The sequence below is a fragment of the Collinsella sp. TF05-9AC genome (assembly GCF_003438495.1).
Lineage (GTDB): Bacteria > Actinomycetota > Coriobacteriia > Coriobacteriales > Coriobacteriaceae > Collinsella.
This window is the reverse complement of the sequence record NZ_QSSH01000028.1, coordinates 1-15,434: the sequence shown is the minus strand read 5'-3', so window position 1 is coordinate 15,434 and position 15,434 is coordinate 1. Positions and strand designations below refer to the sequence as shown.

The window sequence follows — 15,434 nt, the reverse complement described above, 5'->3', positions numbered from 1 at the left end:
AGCCAGTTGTTTGGCTACCCGGGTTTTAGTTTGTCGATATGTTCGACTGGCTGCTAGTGGTTCTTACGGCGTTTGATCAGCATGATGAGGGCTATTACTACGAGCGTTACACCCGCTGCCGCTGCGGTGGCAACTAGGGCGAATGTTTGGTCGCCGGTGTTTGCGAGGCTCTTGGCCGTGGTCGTAGTCTTGGTCTTTGTCTTGGCGTCGGTGCCGTTGTCTGACTTTGGCTTGTCCTGGCCAGACGGGGTCTCAGGCGTTGCCGGAGTCTCGGGGTCCTTTGGGCCTTCGGAGTCGGTGGGGCCGGCAGTGTTTACCAGCGTATGGTCCAAGAACTTCTTGGCGCCCGCGCTTGCCTGCGAGAACAGGCGGCGTGTGCGGATCGGAGCGGCGTTCACCGTTGTGGGCTTCGTCTCCTCGGCCGCGATGTTCACCAGTGTCACACCGGTATCGAGGCCGACGTCGTTGTAACCCACATGGCAGTAGTACTGCGCACCGTCATCATCTGCGGTCAGGTCAATCCCAAGCGTCGAGGCCGTTCCGGCTTCGAGGTTGCCATCGGCACCCACACGCTTGAACTCGGTCTCACCACGGCCCTTGCGGTACCAGATGTATGTCGGCGCCAGCTCCGTTTCGCTACCGTCGGCACCGAGCTGCGTCACGTTGCCGATCGCCGAAAGCGTCAGGCGGCTTCCCGCTGCGCGCTCGATCGAGGAATCGTATTCGATACTCTCCCCCTCTTCATCATCCGCCGCAGGTCCGCTCACGCTCATCGTCATGCCCTCGGGCATGGTCTTGACCGTAATAATTGCCGAGCGAATACCCGTTTCGGTCGTGGATCCATTCTTAACGGCGGCAATGGCAAATCGATACTCCGTATTGGGCTGCAACCCGTCCCAGGTAAGCGAGGTCTGCGTATTGTCGGCGATCTTCCAGCTGTTGACGATGGCGTCGGCCGCGTTACTCTGCAGCATACCCACGCCGTAGCTAAAGCCACCCCTGTTTGCGAGCACGTCGTCCCAGCTAAACGCGACACTGGTCGAATCAACGGCGTTTGCCGTAAAGCCCGTCACGGCCGGCGCCTCGGGCATCTCGACGTCCTTGACGTCATAGCCCACGATCCAAAACTGATCGGTGTCCTTGGTGCCGAGTTTGTCGCCCGAGCCGTCCTCGAACTTGTTGACATCCACCGCGTTGACGCCCAGGCGCCACGCAAAGCCGTACTTATCCTTCGCGGCCTCGGGCAGGTTGTCGACGGTGCCGCCGTATTCGGTCGATTCACTCGAGGAGTTACCCGTAGTAAAGCCGGCGTTGGCACCAAAGCACAGGCCGCCAAATAACTCGTGCTTTGCAAGCTTCGCGCCCATGACAACGCTGCCGTTCAGCGTAAAGCCGTACTCAAACTCCTGCTCCTCGCCCTCCTCGACTTCGATGGTCTGCGTAGTGCTCGCCCCCGACTGCGCGACAGCACCGCTATACCCATCGTACGTGTAAGCGCGCGTCACGCCGGGCTTGCCCAGACCAAAGGAATCTTGCACGGGAGTCGTACCGTTGAGCGCCGTGTAATAGCTGTCGGGCTCTCCCGACCGGTTGGTCAAAAAGTAGCTGAGCGGCGTCATGTTGTGCTGCTTGGCAACGCGGTCATAGGCCTCGACATTAACGACCGAGGTCTGCGCGCCGAGCGACACGGGCGCCGCCATCACGCCCTTGCCGCCAGTTTCCTCATTTTCGATCTCGTACTCGTAATAGACCATCGGAATCGTGTAGAGCACGGCCTTGTCGCCTTCGCCGGCATGCGACTCATAACTTACGCTGGCGCTCACTGTGCGCTCGCTCCGATAGTCATAGCATCCCTCGGCGGCAAAATCGACTGAAGCATTAATCGCCACCAGGGGCGGACCGGTCTGTACCTCGACGGCAACGCCCAACTCGGCGCCAATAGTGCCGCCGTGAATCTGCCCTGTGCTCGTGCCCTCGCCATATTCCGTACCGCCCAACACCAGATAGCCGTATGCCTGCTCCAGATCCTCAACATAGGGAGCATCCTGCAGCACGGCGAGCACGCGCGGGTTGGTATAGACCTTGTAGCGGTCCTTGTACGTAATCTTGACGCTGTCATTGTCGACATCGGGCAGCGCGAGCGAGATAAATGTGCCATAGGTAGTGCCGCGACGGTTGCTCTCGCTAATCACCTGCTCCTCGCCGCGGCGCACCTTTCCGTTCTCGTCGAGCGAAAAATGCGAGGCGGTCATCCAATAGTAGTCATCGTTCTTGCGCAGGTCCTCATCGCGGTGCTTGCCCACCACGGCGATAAAGCTCTCGTTATAGCGGTCCGAACCCGAGACGCTGCCCGCCTTGACATCGCTGATCCACACCTGCTCGATACCCTTGTGGTCATGCTTGTTGCTACTGTTGTATTGCTGGCCGCTCATGCTCATGGTTCCGACCATGGAACCCAAGCCCTGGGCCCCGCTCTGCGCTGTGTTGCAGGCAAAGTCGCGGAACACATCGCCGCCCACGAGCACCTCGTCGACCGCCGGCTGCTCGGACAGACCGTCAAGGTTGGCAGTGGCAAGAGCAATAGGTGCCAAGGTGCACGGATAGCGCTTATCCTGAGCACTATCCTTCCATGCGCTGTTGGGCACATGCATCAGTCCATAGGAGGCGAGGAGCCCGTCTCTGTATTCCTTGCAATCGGAAAGTTTGAACTCGCCAGACTCCGAGTCAAAATACGCGTAGCGGTACAGCGCGCCGTACAGCCCCTTGCTGCCGTCAGAGGCGCCGTAATCAAAAGTGCTGCTTTGCCAGTCATAGCCCGCAAGAATAAGGCCCGTGACGGTTTCACCCGTCTTCTTTCCTTCTTCATCGTAGGCGGCAAACGTGCCGAATGTCGCATTCGCGGCAACCATGGTCTTGCCGTTCGCGGAGAGGGAGATTGCGCCCGCGTCACCCAGAGCATCGACATGGACGAGCGCACCCTTGGATGCATCCCACGAGAACAGCTCGCAATGCGTCGACTTATCAATATTCTTTTTGCCGTAGGGTGCCGAGACCACGATGGCGAGGTCATCGCAAAAATCGCGATCGAGGTCGCCGGCCGCCAGCGAAACGACAGGAGCTGACTGAAGCTGCGTCCAGGAATCGTTCCCGCCCTTGTTGTGCGTGGTGTAGTCAGCGGCGTTACCGGCATCGATCTTAACGACGCTCTGCTTCCAGTTGCCGCCCTCCAGGTCGTACATGTCGACTACGGCCTTGCGCACGCCGTTCTCGTCGACATAGCAACCCGCGTAGACAAAAAGCTCGTCCACACCGTCGCCATCGACATCGCCCGCCTCGACATCAAAGACGGCATCGTGCTCTTGCAGATAACCGGCATCCAGATACTTAAAACGGCCTTCGTACATCATATTGGTGTTGACCGTCACCGGCAGGCGTGTATCGAGCTTGCGCGTGCGCCCGTTGGCAAACGAAAAGAGGACCAGCTCGATCTTTCCGGAGTACGACTTGCCGTCGATCGTGGTAGAGGAGCTGTCGCCATAGGCGCGAAGCTCGGCGACGCGGCTCTTTTTGCCCGTTTTGGCGTCGCTGCAGAACTCGACGCTCGTGGCGTGAATGCCCGAGAAGTCGCTGTTCTCGTTGGCAAGCACTGTTGATGACCCATTGTTGCTTAGGTACGACCAGTCGCCGCCGCCGTAATCGCTGTGCTTGTAGAGGTCGCTACCCGTATCGAAGCTGTTGACATTTTGCCAGAACTTTGCGGCGCCCCACACACTTCCATAGCCATCGGTGAGTTTGCTGCTGCCGCCAAGATCGCCGCGCTCGACGTTCTCGAGCTTGTCGCGCAGAGTGTAGCGATTGCCATGGCTACCGTTAACTGCCATATAGACCTCGCTGCGCGTGGCAAACGTCGTGGGAGTGGTGGTGGAGTAGGGGCCAACGGTATCGGCCGGAATGTCCTCGCTCGTGCCCAGGCCCAAATCGCTATAGTCCTGCTCGGTCATATCGGTGATTGCGGGCGCGTCTGCCGCCTGGGCAACCTGGGGCGTGGCCATAAAACAGACGACACTCGTTGCAATCAACGCAGCAAGCGCCGCCGTCCCGGCAAGCGGGATTTTCGACCGCCTACGGATACGGGGGTGCGGAACGTACATGAGGGACCTCACTTTACTCGAATGGAGCGGCTCATTCCACGAATAGTACGTCCGATGCCCAGTTCCACGTGTCTCATTTCCGCCAACGGCGTGTCTCATTTTTAAAAGCGGAGGTACTGGGGGAGCATCGTCCAAGCTCAAAGCCCATTTCCGGGATGCACTTTCCGGAACAACCCTCAACGGGAAAGTGTGTCCCACTTTGGAAGCTGATTGTGGGACGTAGTTTCCCGTTGGCTCTCTTTGGGAAAGTGCATCCCGTTTCTCGGGCTAATAGTGGGATGCGGTTTCCCGTTGAGCGGCCTTTGGGAAAGCATGTCCCACTCTAAGCTCAAATTCCGGGACGCACTTTCCGAAACCCCGCCCATCGGGAAAGCACGTCCCACTCTGGACGCATCCCGGGGATTGAACTTCAGCTTATGAGGCCTTCCATCGATAAAGGGCCGCCCTCCCGGGTGGCGGGCATTGCATTTAGAAGATGGACCTACGCGCCCAGCACGGCCTTCTTGGCGGCGGCGAACATGTCCTCGAGGTCTTCTTTGGTAGGGTGATCCTTTGCGGCAACCCAGTTGTCGAGCAGCATCTTAAAGCGCGCGTTGTCGGGGTCTTGTTCGAGCATGGCCTCGTAGCGCTGCTTGACCGCGGGGCCCATCTTGCCCTGGCACATGGCCCAACCCGCAAGCTCGGCGTCATCGGCCAAATTGGAGGTCACACGATCGATAATCTGCTGGTAATAGCTCTGGTCGGCGCCAAAACCGCAGGTGCCAAACAGGAAGACGCGCTTGCCGTGCAAGGCAGAGAGCAACGCCGCGACCGAAGGCGTGCACGCGCCCTTGTCGCACCAAAAACCGACGAGCACCGTGTCGGCCGCGCAGGCGCCCTGCGCCTCGCGCGCAACCTGATCTGCGTCCGCATCGTCGCTCAACGCCGCGGCATGGACAAACTCAACGCCCGCAGCCTGCAGAGCGCGCTTGATCGCGCCCGAAACCATCCTGGTATTACCGCTCTTGCTGTTAACCACCAAAGAGCATGTCATAGTCACGTTGCCTCGTTTCCCCCAAAACTAAAGCCACTAATGCAATTTATTAGATGAATATCTTAGTACTAACGTGACAGATGTAAACCACCGTCTGCCGATTGGCGACGCAGGCGACATCAATGGACAAAAACGCCCGCAGCGCAAGCCCCGAAATCTATAAGCTTTGAGACAGCTAAGCTGCCCTATGCCCCGAATCGATGACAACCGTCACCACAGATACCCGCCAATCGTCACCATAGTTCGTAATCAATCGTCACCACAGATTACCGTCAATCGTCACCACGCAGCTGGTAAAATACATAATCAAGGCAAGTTGAGAAGGTGACGGTATGGATAGGTATGTAGACAGATGCATCGACAAGGCAATCAGGCATAATCTCGATATCTTCGGTGCGGTTCTCATTCAAGGCCCGAAGTGGTGCGGAAAGACCACTACGGCCAGACGTTTTGCCAAATCATCCTTGTCTCTTTCCGATCCGGCTGGAAATTTTTCCGCTCTCCAGTTGGCTCGGATCGACCCAGCGCAGGCAATAGCAGGACCGTCGCCTAGACTCATCGACGAATGGCAGGAAGAACCAAAACTATGGGATGCCATACGTTTCGAGTGTGACGCAAGACAGGGAGAATCCGGACAGTTTATTCTTACGGGCTCAGCAACGCCGCAAGATTCGAAGCAGCCAATGCATAGCGGCGTTGGGCGAATAGCTAGATTGCGAATGGATACCATGACGCTGTTTGAGCTCGGCGTTTCTTCGGGCGCGGCTTCGATTAGAGCGCTGCTTTCCGGCCACCCCGCCAAGCAGGCGGTCGGATCGATCGCTGGTGTCGCCGGCATCGCCGATTTGCTGTGTCGCGGTGGTTGGCCTCAAGCGATGGGGAAAACAACTGAAAATGCTATGCGGATTGCCGCTGCTTATGTTGATGGCATATGCGAATCGGATGTTTCTAGAACTGACGGCGTCAAACGTGATCCGGTCAAGGTCAGGTCTCTTTTGACATCGCTTGCGCGAAATGAGTCGACACTTGCTGGATCGAAGTCCATCGATAAAGATATCGGTACCGGCGTTTCGAAGAATTCGGTCTCCAGATACATGGATGCTCTGAGACGAATCAATATCATCGACGATATCCCGGCTTGGCATCCGGCGCTCAGGTCGCCGGTAAAGCTGCGGCAAAGTGCGAAAAGGCACCTCGCCGACCCTTCGCTTGCCGTCGCGCTGCTCGGAGCAAATCCGGAGTCATTGGCATCTGACCCGAAAACGCTGGGACTGCTCTTCGAATCCCTCGTCCTGCACGACCTTAAGGTCTATGCCGCCGCAAATGACTCATCGGTGTCCCACTACCACGACGTCGACGATCTCGAGGTCGACGCCGTCATACACAGGCGCGATGGGACTTGGATTGCCGTGGAAGTAAAACTCGGAAGCCCGCAGATCCCCGAGGCGTCTGCAAACCTGCTTCGACTCGAGCGCAAGCTGGTCGAACGTGGCGAGAGGCCTCCCGCGGCCAAACTCATCGTCATCGGGTTCGGCATGCCGGTCCACACAACGCCCGAGGGCATCATCGTTGCCCCCGTTGACACGCTCGCGCCCTAGCGCTGCGTTACATGTCCCGCGTCTTGCTCACTGGGCGAATTGGCTGCGGTAGAGCTCGGCGTAGAAGCCGCCTGCCGCTAGCAGCTCGTCGTGCGTGCCACGCTCGATAATCTGCCCGTCGCGCATGACTAGGATGCAATCGGCGTTACGGATCGTCGATAGGCGGTGCGCCACGACAAAGCTCGTGCGACCGGCCATGAGCTCGTCGAATGCCGCCTGCACCTGCAGCTCGGTACGTGTATCGATGCTCGACGTTGCCTCGTCCAGCAGCAGAATCGCCGGATCGGTGAGCATGACGCGCGCGATGCACAGCAGCTGTTTTTGACCCTGGCTAAACGTGCCGCCGTCCTCGCCGATCACCGTATCGTAGCCGCCTGGCAGCTGCACGATAAACTTGTGCGCGTGCGCGCGCTTGGCGGCCTCGACAATCTGCTCGCGCGTGGCATCGGGGCAACCGTAGGCAATGTTCTGGGCCACCGTGCCCTCGAACAGCCAGGTGTCCTGCAGCACCATGCCAAAGGCGCGGCGCAGGCTCTCACGCGTGTAGTCGCGCGAGGAATGCCCGTCGACCACGATGCGCCCGGCATCGATGTCGTAAAAGCGCAGCAGCAGGTTGATGAGCGTCGTCTTACCGCAGCCCGTGGGGCCAACGAGGGCAAACCGCATACCGGGCTTGGCGTCGATGCAGATGTCCTGCAGCAGCTTGCGGTCGGGCACGTAGCTAAAGTCCACATGCTCAAAGGCGACCTCACCCTGCGGGGCTGTGAGTTCAACGGCATCCGCGGCATCGGGCTCCTGCTCGCGTGCATCGAGCAGCGCAAACATGCGGCGCGCCGAGGCATAGGCCGTCTGGATCTGCGTGATGACGTTGGTGACCTCGTTGAACGGCTTGGTGTACTGGTTGGCGTAAGACAGGAAGATCTGCACACCGCCCACCGTGAGCGCCGCGGGCACGCCCGTAATCACGCCAACGCAGCCGATCACGGCCACCACGGCATAGATGATGTTGTTGATAAAGCGCGTGCCGGGGTTGGAGAGCGAACCCATAAACTGCGCGCGCTCACCCGCGGTGTAGAGCTCGGCGTTGAGGGCGTCGAAACGCTGCTGCGCGTTCGGTCCATAGGCGAAGGCGTCCACGAGCTTTTGCTCACCCACATACTCCTCGATATGGCCGCCCAGCTGGCCCTGAATGCGCTGCTGCGCTGTAAAGCTCTTGTTGGAGAGCTTGGCGATGGCGCCGGCGGCAAAGATGGAAAGCGGCGTGACGAGCACCACCACGAGCGTCATGGTCAGGTTGATGGACAGCATAAACGCGAGCGTGCCCACGATAGTGATGACGCCGGTAAAGAGTTGCGTGAAGCTCTGCAGCAGGCCGTCGCCCACCTGGTCGACGTCGTTGACCACGCGGCTCATAAGGTCGCCGTGGGCATGGCTGTCGATAAAGCTGAGCGGCATGCGGCTGAGTTTGTCGCTCGCCTCCACGCGCATGTCGCGCACCGTCTCGTAGGACAGACGGTTGACGCAGTAGCCCTGCAGCCACTGGAAGGCCGCCGCGCCCACCACGACAATTGCCAGCTTGGTGACGAGCGGCAGCAGCGCGTCAAAGTCCACCTGCCCGGCGGCAACGATGAGGTCGATGCCCTCGCCGATGAGGATGGGCGTATAGAGCTGCAAGATCACCGAGACGGCGGCACTCACAAACGATGCCGTAAATGAAATGCGATGCGGACGGACGTAGCCCAGCAGGCGGCGAGCCACCGCGCCCACGGGGTAGCGCTCGGGGTCGCCGGGCTGACGCGGGCCGTCACCCAAGTCGTTGAGGTTATCGTTGCCGGACACGTTGGCCGTCATCGTGGCGACCGAACCGGAAGAAGTATACGGATTCATTTAGCAGCCCTCCTTTGCGCAGACGGATGCCGGGGCGATCGGTGCGGACGCGGGCGCCGTGCTCCCCTGCTGACCCTCGAGCTCCTCGCGGCGCAGCTGCGACTGGCAAATCTCGCGATAGAGCTGGCAGCTTGCATACAGCTCGTCATGCGTGCCCAGGCCCGCAACCGAGCCGTGGTCGAGCACGCAGATCATGTCGGCGTCGCGTACGGTCGAGACGCGCTGGCTCACGATGACGGTCGTGAGCGGCAGCCCGCCCTCGGCGGCACCACGCACGCTGCGCTCGCGGATGGCATGGCGAAGCGCCGCGTCGGTCTTAAAGTCGAGCGCCGAGGCGGAGTCATCCATGATTAGGACCTGCGGAGCGCCCACCAGGGCACGTGCGATGGTCAGGCGCTGACGCTGACCGCCGCTGAAGTTCTTGCCGCCCGCCTCGACCGGGGCGTCGAGCCCCTGCGGCTTGTTGCGCACGAACTCGCTGGCCTGCGCCATATCGAGCGCCGCCCAAAGCTCCTCGTCGGTCGCCGACTCGTCGCGCCAGGTTAGGTTGCTGCGGATCGTGCCGCTCACGAGCGACGCGCGCTGCGGAACGGTCGCGACCACGTGGCGCAGCTGATCGAGCGGCCAGGTGCGCACGTCGGCGCCCATCACGCTCACGCTGCCAGTGCTCGCATCGTACAGGCGCGGGATAAGCGAGACGAGCGTGGACTTGCCGCTACCCGTGCCGCCGATAATGCCAAGCGTTTTGCCCAGCAGCAGCTCCAGCGTCACATCGCTCACGGCATTTGCCGCGCCCGCGCCAAACGAAAAACTCGCATGGTCAAAGCTCAGCGCCGGGACCGAAACAGCGCCACCCGCCAGTTCGCTCGGCTCGGGCAGTGCGACCGGCTGATTGCCCTCGTCGGTAATGCTCGGCACGCAATTGAGCACCTCGTTGATACGTGACGCACTGGCGCTCGCCTTGGTAAAAACCACGACCAGGTTGGCGACGTACACGATGGAGGTCAGGGTCTGCGTCATGTAGTTCACAAACGCCATGACCTGACCCTGCGTGAGCTCGCCCACGTTGACCTGGATGCCGCCCACCCACAGGATGGCGCACACGCCCAGGTTCATCACGAGAAACGTGACAGGGTTGAGAATCGAGGAGAGCTTGCCCACCGCGATGGCAGTATTGGCCTGGTCATCGGCGGCTTGGGCAAAGCGCTCGCGCTCGTGGTCCTCGCGCACGAAGGCGCGAACCACGCGAGCGCCCGAAAGCCCCTCGCGGCAAATGAGCGCGATGCGGTCGAGCTTTGCCTGCAGCTGCTTGTAGTACGGAATGCAGCGCGCCATGACAAACCAAAACACCAGGCCAATGGCGGGCGTGCAAATCAAAAAGATCATGCCGAGCTTAAGGTCGATGGCAAGGGCCGCGCACATAGAGCCCACCGCCAAGAAGGGCCAGCGGATGAGCATGCGTACGCCCAGCGCCACAGCGAGCTGCACCTGGTTGACGTCGTTGGTGATGCGGGTGATAAGCGACGGCGTGCCAAAGCGGTCGAGTTCGGCATAGCTCAGTTTGTTGATGTGCTCGTAGAGCGCGCCGCGGATATCGGTGCCCATGCCCTGCGAGGTGAGCGCCGCCATCTTTTGGCAGACGAGCGTAAACGAGATGCCGATCACGGCCATGGCGCCAAGCAGCATACCGTAGTGGACGACGGCGTTGACATCGTGTGCGCCAATACCCTTATCGATCATCTGGGCAATCACCAGCGGCGTCAGCAGGTCAAAGATCACTTCGATCAGCTTACACGCAGGGCCAATCACCATATACCGGCGAAACTTACCGCCAAAACGCCTGAGCAACTCAATCATAAAAAGGCGCTCCCTATCATCATTCACACTCAATTCGAACCATGATAGTACTGTCGCCCTAGAGCATGCGTAAACAACGAGTCATTTCTGGCGAGATTCAAGAGCAGGTCAATCGCCTGATATACTTACCTTAGTGCTACCAAGTTGAGCCGCCGACCCTTGAAATGAGGTGCCGAGATGAACGACATTCTCGCAAGAAGAGCAAGACGAGCAACCATGGGCATCGCCCTTTCCCTGGCACTTGCCGCGGGAATCGCCCCCGCAACGGCGATAGCGGCAGAAACCAACTCCCCTGTCGATGCAGTTGTCCTGCAGACGGCGGCCTCGAGCGAAACCGCGGCCACCGAAAAAGACAAGGCGTATGCAGCCATGCAGGAAGCGCTCAAAAACCTCGAAGCCGCACAAAACGCCGCAAGTCCAGAGAAAATTGCGAGATTCAATGATGACATTGCCCGTTTTCAAGAGTTCCGCGAAAAGATGGTGGCGCAAGCCGCCGAAGAGAGGGAACTCCTTCCCGCCATGCAAGCGAACGTCGATGCTGCCCAAGCCAAATACGACGGGGCCATCAACCGGGTAAGCGAGCTCCAGGCAGAATTAGACAAAAAACTTGAGATGCTTAAGACACTCGAAGCACTCGGCTACGAGGAGTTTGTCGAAACTACTAAACAGCAAATAAGGCAGTTGCAAAATGAGATGGTAGGGGCGAAATCGCATGTAGGCCATTGCGAAACGGAGCTAAGAGAGTGCCAGCGCTGCCTCAGAAGTCAGGAAAGACGAGTTAATGACTGTGAACGTTCTGCAGAGAAATATAAAGCCCATAGCGACCAGTTCATAGCCTGGCGAGATACGCTCCTCGACAATTTGAAAAAAGCGCAAACGGCCTATGACGACGCCTGCAAGGCATACGAAGAGGCGAAAGCCGCAGCAGATAAGGCCGCCTCGCCCGAGATAACGAAACCCACCGAGACAACGCCTCCCTCCGGCTCGGCGCAACCGGCCGAGACGACACAGCCCGCCAGCTCGCCCGCGACCGGCAAAGACGCCGCACCGAGCTCCGCCAAGCAAGCGAACGCAAGCAACGGCAAGCAAGCGAATACGACCGCCGACAAGCTCGCAAACACAGGCGACCCAGCGCCAAGCGCAATCGCACTAGCAGGAATCGCCGCCATGGGCCTCGGAATAACCGCCACAGCCACACGCCGTATCAAGAACTCAAAATAGCCTCCGACCCTTGAAATGAGGTGCCGAGATGAACGACATTCTCGCAAGAAGAGCAAGACGAGCAACTATGGGCATCGCCCTCTCCGTGGCGCTTGTCGCAGGAATCGCCCCCGCAACGGCGATCGCGGCAGAAACGAGCTCCCCCATCGGTGCAGTTGCCTTGCAGACGGAAGATGCGGCCGCCGCAAAAGACAAAGCGTATGCAGCCATGCAGGAAGCGCTCAAAAACCTCGAAGCCGCAAAAGAGGCCGCAAGTCCCGAGAAACTTGCGGAAATCGATGATGACATTGCCGCATTTCAAGAACTCTACGACATGATAGTGGCGGAAGCCGCCAAATGGAGGGAACCCCTTCCCGCCATGCAGGCGAATGTCGATGCAGCCCAAGCCAAATACGATGAGGCCCACAACCGGACAAGCGGCCTTCAGGCAGAATTAGATAAGGCACTTGAAGCACTCGGCGACGAGGAGCCCAGCACAGCTATTAAGGAGCATATTAAGCAGTTGCGCAGTGAGATCATGGCGGCAGAAACGCGAGAAAAATCTTGTGAAGATGATCTTCACCACTACCAACGCCGGCTCGAAAGCCAGGAAAAACAGGTTCAGCATTTCGAAAGTGAGGCGAAGGAAGTCAAAGCCCGCATCGACGAGGACATAGCCAAGCGAAATGCGCTCACCGACGATTTGGAAAAGGCACAGGCGGCCTATGACGACGCTTGCAAGGCATACGAAGAGGCAAAGGCCGCGGCAGACAAGGCCACCTCGCCCGAGATAACGCAACCGACCGAGACAACGCCTCCCTCCAGCTCGGCGCAACCGGCCGAGACGACACAGCCCGCCAGCTCGCCCGCGACCGGCAAAGACACCGCACCGAGCCCCTCCAAGCAGGCGAACACAAGCAACGGCAAGCAAGCAAATACGACCGCCGACAAGCTCGCAAACACCGGCGACACAACGCCGAGCGCAATCGCACTAGCAGGAATCGCCGCCATGGGACTCGGAATAACCGCCGCAGCCACCCGCCGCCTCAAGAACTCAAAATAGCTGCCGACGAACGTCACCTTCGTCAATCCACAAACCCAAACCCAAAAGAGGCCCGTTTCCCCAACCAAAACCAGGGAAACGGGCCTCTTTAACTGCAAAATCCAAGCAGCAGCAACGTCTCTTGAACTACGTAGCCATCAATGCCCAGGCAACGCCAGCAAGCAGCACAAAACACGGGATTCAATTCTGCAGCTTGCGCCGTTGAACTCCACGAGCCTGCCCGTGTAGACGAGCCTGTCCACGACAGCCGCCGCCATCTTGTCGTCGCCGAACACGGTCACCCACTTGCTGAACTCTATGTTGGCCGTGACGATCATGCTCTGCCTGCCCTCCGGCACCGACATCACCTGGAACAGCAGCCTCGCGCCCTCGATGTCCAGCGGCACGTAGCCCAGCTCGTCCAGGATGAGGAGTTCGCGGCGGGGGCGACGCTCTCCGGGCTGCTGCCGCGTATCTCGCGGCGTAGAAAGGAGTGAGTACCATGACCAGCGGAGAAGAAGATTTACCTCGCCGTGGCGGGCGGGCTTATTGCCGCGGGCATCGTACTCGCGGGCATCGGCTTTATCGCCTCAGGCCGCGATCAGGCCGTGTTCACGACCCAAATCGACATGCGTGACAACACCATCGTGCTCGGCGGCGTCGAGGTGGACGAACCCGAGGGCATCCCGTTCATCAGCCGGCTCGCCATTCTTGGCGAGATCGACACCTCCGACGTCGCCGACCCCGCCGCGCCCTAGGCGCAACGAGCCCGGGCACTCCGTCCGCTAATTTAATTGAGATGGATCGCTCCTACTACGCGAGCATTGAGGTCGGGCAGCGCAATGTCAGCCTTTCAAATCTCAAGAAGATTGCCGACGGCTTTCACATCACCATTTCGGAGCTCATGCGCGGTGTCGAGTAGATGATTCTCATCTGACTTGGCTCGTTCATGTTTAATCTGTCTCGTTAACCGAAATATGCAAATCTGGTTAATCAAATAATTGGAATCTGGTTAAATGAAAACTGTAAATTTGGTTAAACGCGCTGGTAAGCAATGGTGAAAACTATGCCAAATAAGTACTACGCTAGAATTATCGAAAATGAGCTCGACCAGATGCTTGGGATATTCGGTGCCGTTCTCATCGAAGGACCTAAATGGTGCGGGAAGACAACCACGGCCGGGACCCGTGCGGCGTCCAGGCTCCTCCTCATGGACCCGTCGCGCAACTTCGAGAATCGCTTCCGTGCCGAGACGGACCCGGCGCTTGCCGTTTCTGGCGAGGTGCCGCGGCTGATCGACGAATGGCAGGAGGTTCCGAAACTTTGGGACGCGGCACGGTTTGAGTGCGACAACCGCGGCGGCGAGCCTGGCCAGTTCATATTTACGGGGTCGGCGACACCGCGAGACAATGAGCGGCCGATGCACAGTGGCGCTGGAAGGTTCGCTAAATTGCGCATGGACACCATGACGCTTTTCGAACTTGGGAAATCTAGCGGTGCGGTTAAGCTGTCGGGCATCATTTCTGGCGAAAAGTTCAGGGGCGCCTTCGGATCGATGGGTTCTGCCGAGATCGCCGAGCGCATCGTTTGCGGTGGATGGCCGGCGTCGATTGGGCGTGACGCGCGAATTGCGTCCGCGACGGCAAAACGATATATCGAGATAGTCGCTGAGGAAGACATCCCCCGCGTCGATGGCTCTCGACGAGATCCTGAGAAAGTGAAAGCCGTCATCGCGTCGTTGGCGCGCAACGAATCCACTCTTGCAACGCTCAAGACGCTTGTGGCCGATTTGGGTGGCGACGTATCGAGACAAACAGCGGCATCATACATATCCCTTCTTAGCAGATTGAGTTTCGTCTGCGATATCCCCGCATGGAATCCCGCGATGAGATCTCCGGTGCATCTGAGGGAGGCGCGTAAGCATCATCTTGCCGACCCGTCGCTTGCAGCGGCTGCGCTCGGGGCGACTGTGGAGACGTTGTTGTCAGACTTCAAGACACTTGGGCTGCTTTTCGAATCGTTGGCGCTCCATGATCTATGGGTCTATGCGAGGGCAAACGGAATGGGCCTTTATCACTATCACGATTCCCGCGATCTTGAGGTCGACGCTGTCATAGCGGCTCCAGGTGGGATGTGGATTCCCGTTGAGGTCAAGCTCAGTTCCGCTCAAATCGAAGAGGCATCTGACAATCTTGTTGCCGTCGAAGAGCGGATGGTTGCTGCCGGAAACACCCCGCCGGTTTCTAAAGTAGCGATTATTGGATTTGGTTCACAAGCCTATGTTACCGACCGCGGCGTCCAAGTTGTTCCATTGGACGTTCTCGCACCGTAACGCTGCGGGCGAAGTGAAATCGACGCATCTTTTAGATTTCTTCAATTTGTGCGTAAACCAACAATGCCGTAATTACGCTATGTCGTTAGTGCGAACATCGCATCTTCAGTAGTCGAAGCTCGTTCGCAAACGGACCTCTTTACTTGTAAAAACAAATGGCAACGCCGCCGTCTCTTGAAGCACATAGCCACCGATGCCCAGGCAACGCCAACAAGCAGCACAAAACACGGGATTCAATTCTTCAGATAAATGCGCCTTTACGGGTGATTTTTGGACGAAGTGGCCCGGCCGGCGGCGAGATATTTGGTAGTCGAGCGATCCCGCAGGCGCAGCC

The 15,434-nt window shown here is 58.9% G+C and carries 11 protein-coding genes and 1 pseudogene; 6 read left to right on the top strand and 6 right to left on the bottom strand.

Translation table 11 applies throughout. The features are described 5' to 3' along the window. Positions 1 to 53: 53 nt before the first annotated feature. Entirely contained in the window at positions 54 to 4,052 is a 3,999-nt protein-coding gene (locus DXC52_RS07870) for a fibronectin type III domain-containing protein (protein ID WP_158554619.1), read from the bottom strand. A gap of 580 nt (positions 4,053 to 4,632) precedes the next feature. Continuing rightward, positions 4,633 to 5,184, bottom strand: coding sequence for a flavodoxin family protein BilS (gene bilS, locus DXC52_RS07865; protein WP_117746820.1), 552 nt, complete (start codon positions 5,182 to 5,184; stop codon positions 4,633 to 4,635). A gap of 332 nt (positions 5,185 to 5,516) precedes the next feature. On the opposite strand from bilS, the gene DXC52_RS07860 reads away from it, so the two are divergent. Next, positions 5,517 to 6,782 (top strand): ATP-binding protein, encoded by a 1,266-nt coding sequence (locus DXC52_RS07860; protein WP_117746819.1) that lies wholly within the window; start codon positions 5,517 to 5,519, stop codon positions 6,780 to 6,782. A 27-nt stretch (positions 6,783 to 6,809) separates the two neighbouring features. On the opposite strand, the gene DXC52_RS07855 is transcribed toward DXC52_RS07860, so the two are convergent. Beyond that, on the bottom strand, positions 6,810 to 8,669 hold the full coding sequence (locus tag DXC52_RS07855; protein WP_117746818.1) for an ABC transporter ATP-binding protein: 1,860 nt from the start codon (positions 8,667 to 8,669) through the stop codon (positions 6,810 to 6,812). Then, positions 8,670 to 10,526, bottom strand: a complete 1,857-nt coding sequence (locus DXC52_RS07850) for an ABC transporter ATP-binding protein (protein WP_117746817.1) — start codon at positions 10,524 to 10,526, stop codon at positions 8,670 to 8,672. A gap of 177 nt (positions 10,527 to 10,703) precedes the next feature. Here DXC52_RS07850 and DXC52_RS07845 point away from each other — a divergent pair, with 177 nt between their 5' ends. Both DXC52_RS07845 and DXC52_RS07840 read left to right on the top strand, forming a co-directional pair. Then, the gene (locus DXC52_RS07845; protein ID WP_147330613.1) at positions 10,704 to 11,747 is read left to right on the top strand and encodes a hypothetical protein; all 1,044 of its coding nucleotides are present in this window, start codon (positions 10,704 to 10,706) and stop codon (positions 11,745 to 11,747) included. A gap of 28 nt (positions 11,748 to 11,775) precedes the next feature. After that, positions 11,776 to 12,789, top strand: a complete 1,014-nt coding sequence (locus DXC52_RS07840) for an LPXTG cell wall anchor domain-containing protein (protein ID WP_147330612.1) — start codon at positions 11,776 to 11,778, stop codon at positions 12,787 to 12,789. Between the two features lie 137 nt (positions 12,790 to 12,926). Here DXC52_RS07840 and DXC52_RS07835 read toward each other — a convergent pair. Further along, positions 12,927 to 13,199, bottom strand: a pseudogene (locus DXC52_RS07835) (ATP-binding protein); the annotation flags it as partial. A 102-nt stretch (positions 13,200 to 13,301) separates the two neighbouring features. Here DXC52_RS07835 and DXC52_RS07830 point away from each other — a divergent pair. From DXC52_RS07830 to DXC52_RS07820, 3 genes are all read left to right on the top strand, one after another. Continuing rightward, the gene (locus tag DXC52_RS07830; RefSeq protein WP_229071601.1) at positions 13,302 to 13,526 is read left to right on the top strand and encodes a hypothetical protein; all 225 of its coding nucleotides are present in this window, start codon (positions 13,302 to 13,304) and stop codon (positions 13,524 to 13,526) included. Between the two features lie 41 nt (positions 13,527 to 13,567). Continuing rightward, positions 13,568 to 13,690 carry a helix-turn-helix domain-containing protein gene (locus tag DXC52_RS07825; RefSeq protein WP_233504906.1) on the top strand — a complete coding sequence of 41 codons (123 nt, stop codon included), beginning with the start codon at positions 13,568 to 13,570 and terminating at the stop codon, positions 13,688 to 13,690. Positions 13,691 to 13,834: 144 nt separating this feature from the next. Further along, complete coding sequence (locus tag DXC52_RS07820) at positions 13,835 to 15,100, top strand: ATP-binding protein (protein WP_158554618.1); 1,266 nt, start codon at positions 13,835 to 13,837, stop codon at positions 15,098 to 15,100. 105 nt (positions 15,101 to 15,205) lie between these two features. On the opposite strand, the gene DXC52_RS10280 is transcribed toward DXC52_RS07820, so the two are convergent. Then, positions 15,206 to 15,434 (bottom strand): hypothetical protein (locus tag DXC52_RS10280; RefSeq protein WP_233504905.1); only part of this gene is annotated, 229 nt, incomplete at its 5' end.

Bases quoted from the DNA above. Each gene is read 5' to 3' on its own strand.
- DXC52_RS07870 (WP_158554619.1), bottom strand. From the start codon at position 4,052: ATGGCCACGCCCCAGGTTGCCCAGGCGGCAGACGCGCCCGCAATCACC.
- bilS (WP_117746820.1), bottom strand. From the start codon at position 5,184: ATGACATGCTCTTTGGTGGTTAACAGCAAGAGCGGTAATACCAGGATG.
- DXC52_RS07860 (WP_117746819.1), top strand. From the start codon at position 5,517: ATGGATAGGTATGTAGACAGATGCATCGACAAGGCAATCAGGCATAAT.
- DXC52_RS07855 (WP_117746818.1), bottom strand. From the start codon at position 8,669: ATGAATCCGTATACTTCTTCCGGTTCGGTCGCCACGATGACGGCCAAC.
- DXC52_RS07850 (WP_117746817.1), bottom strand. From the start codon at position 10,526: ATGATTGAGTTGCTCAGGCGTTTTGGCGGTAAGTTTCGCCGGTATATG.
- DXC52_RS07845 (WP_147330613.1), top strand. From the start codon at position 10,704: ATGAACGACATTCTCGCAAGAAGAGCAAGACGAGCAACCATGGGCATC.
- DXC52_RS07840 (WP_147330612.1), top strand. From the start codon at position 11,776: ATGAACGACATTCTCGCAAGAAGAGCAAGACGAGCAACTATGGGCATC.
- DXC52_RS07825 (WP_233504906.1), top strand. From the start codon at position 13,568: ATGGATCGCTCCTACTACGCGAGCATTGAGGTCGGGCAGCGCAATGTC.
- DXC52_RS07820 (WP_158554618.1), top strand. From the start codon at position 13,835: ATGCCAAATAAGTACTACGCTAGAATTATCGAAAATGAGCTCGACCAG.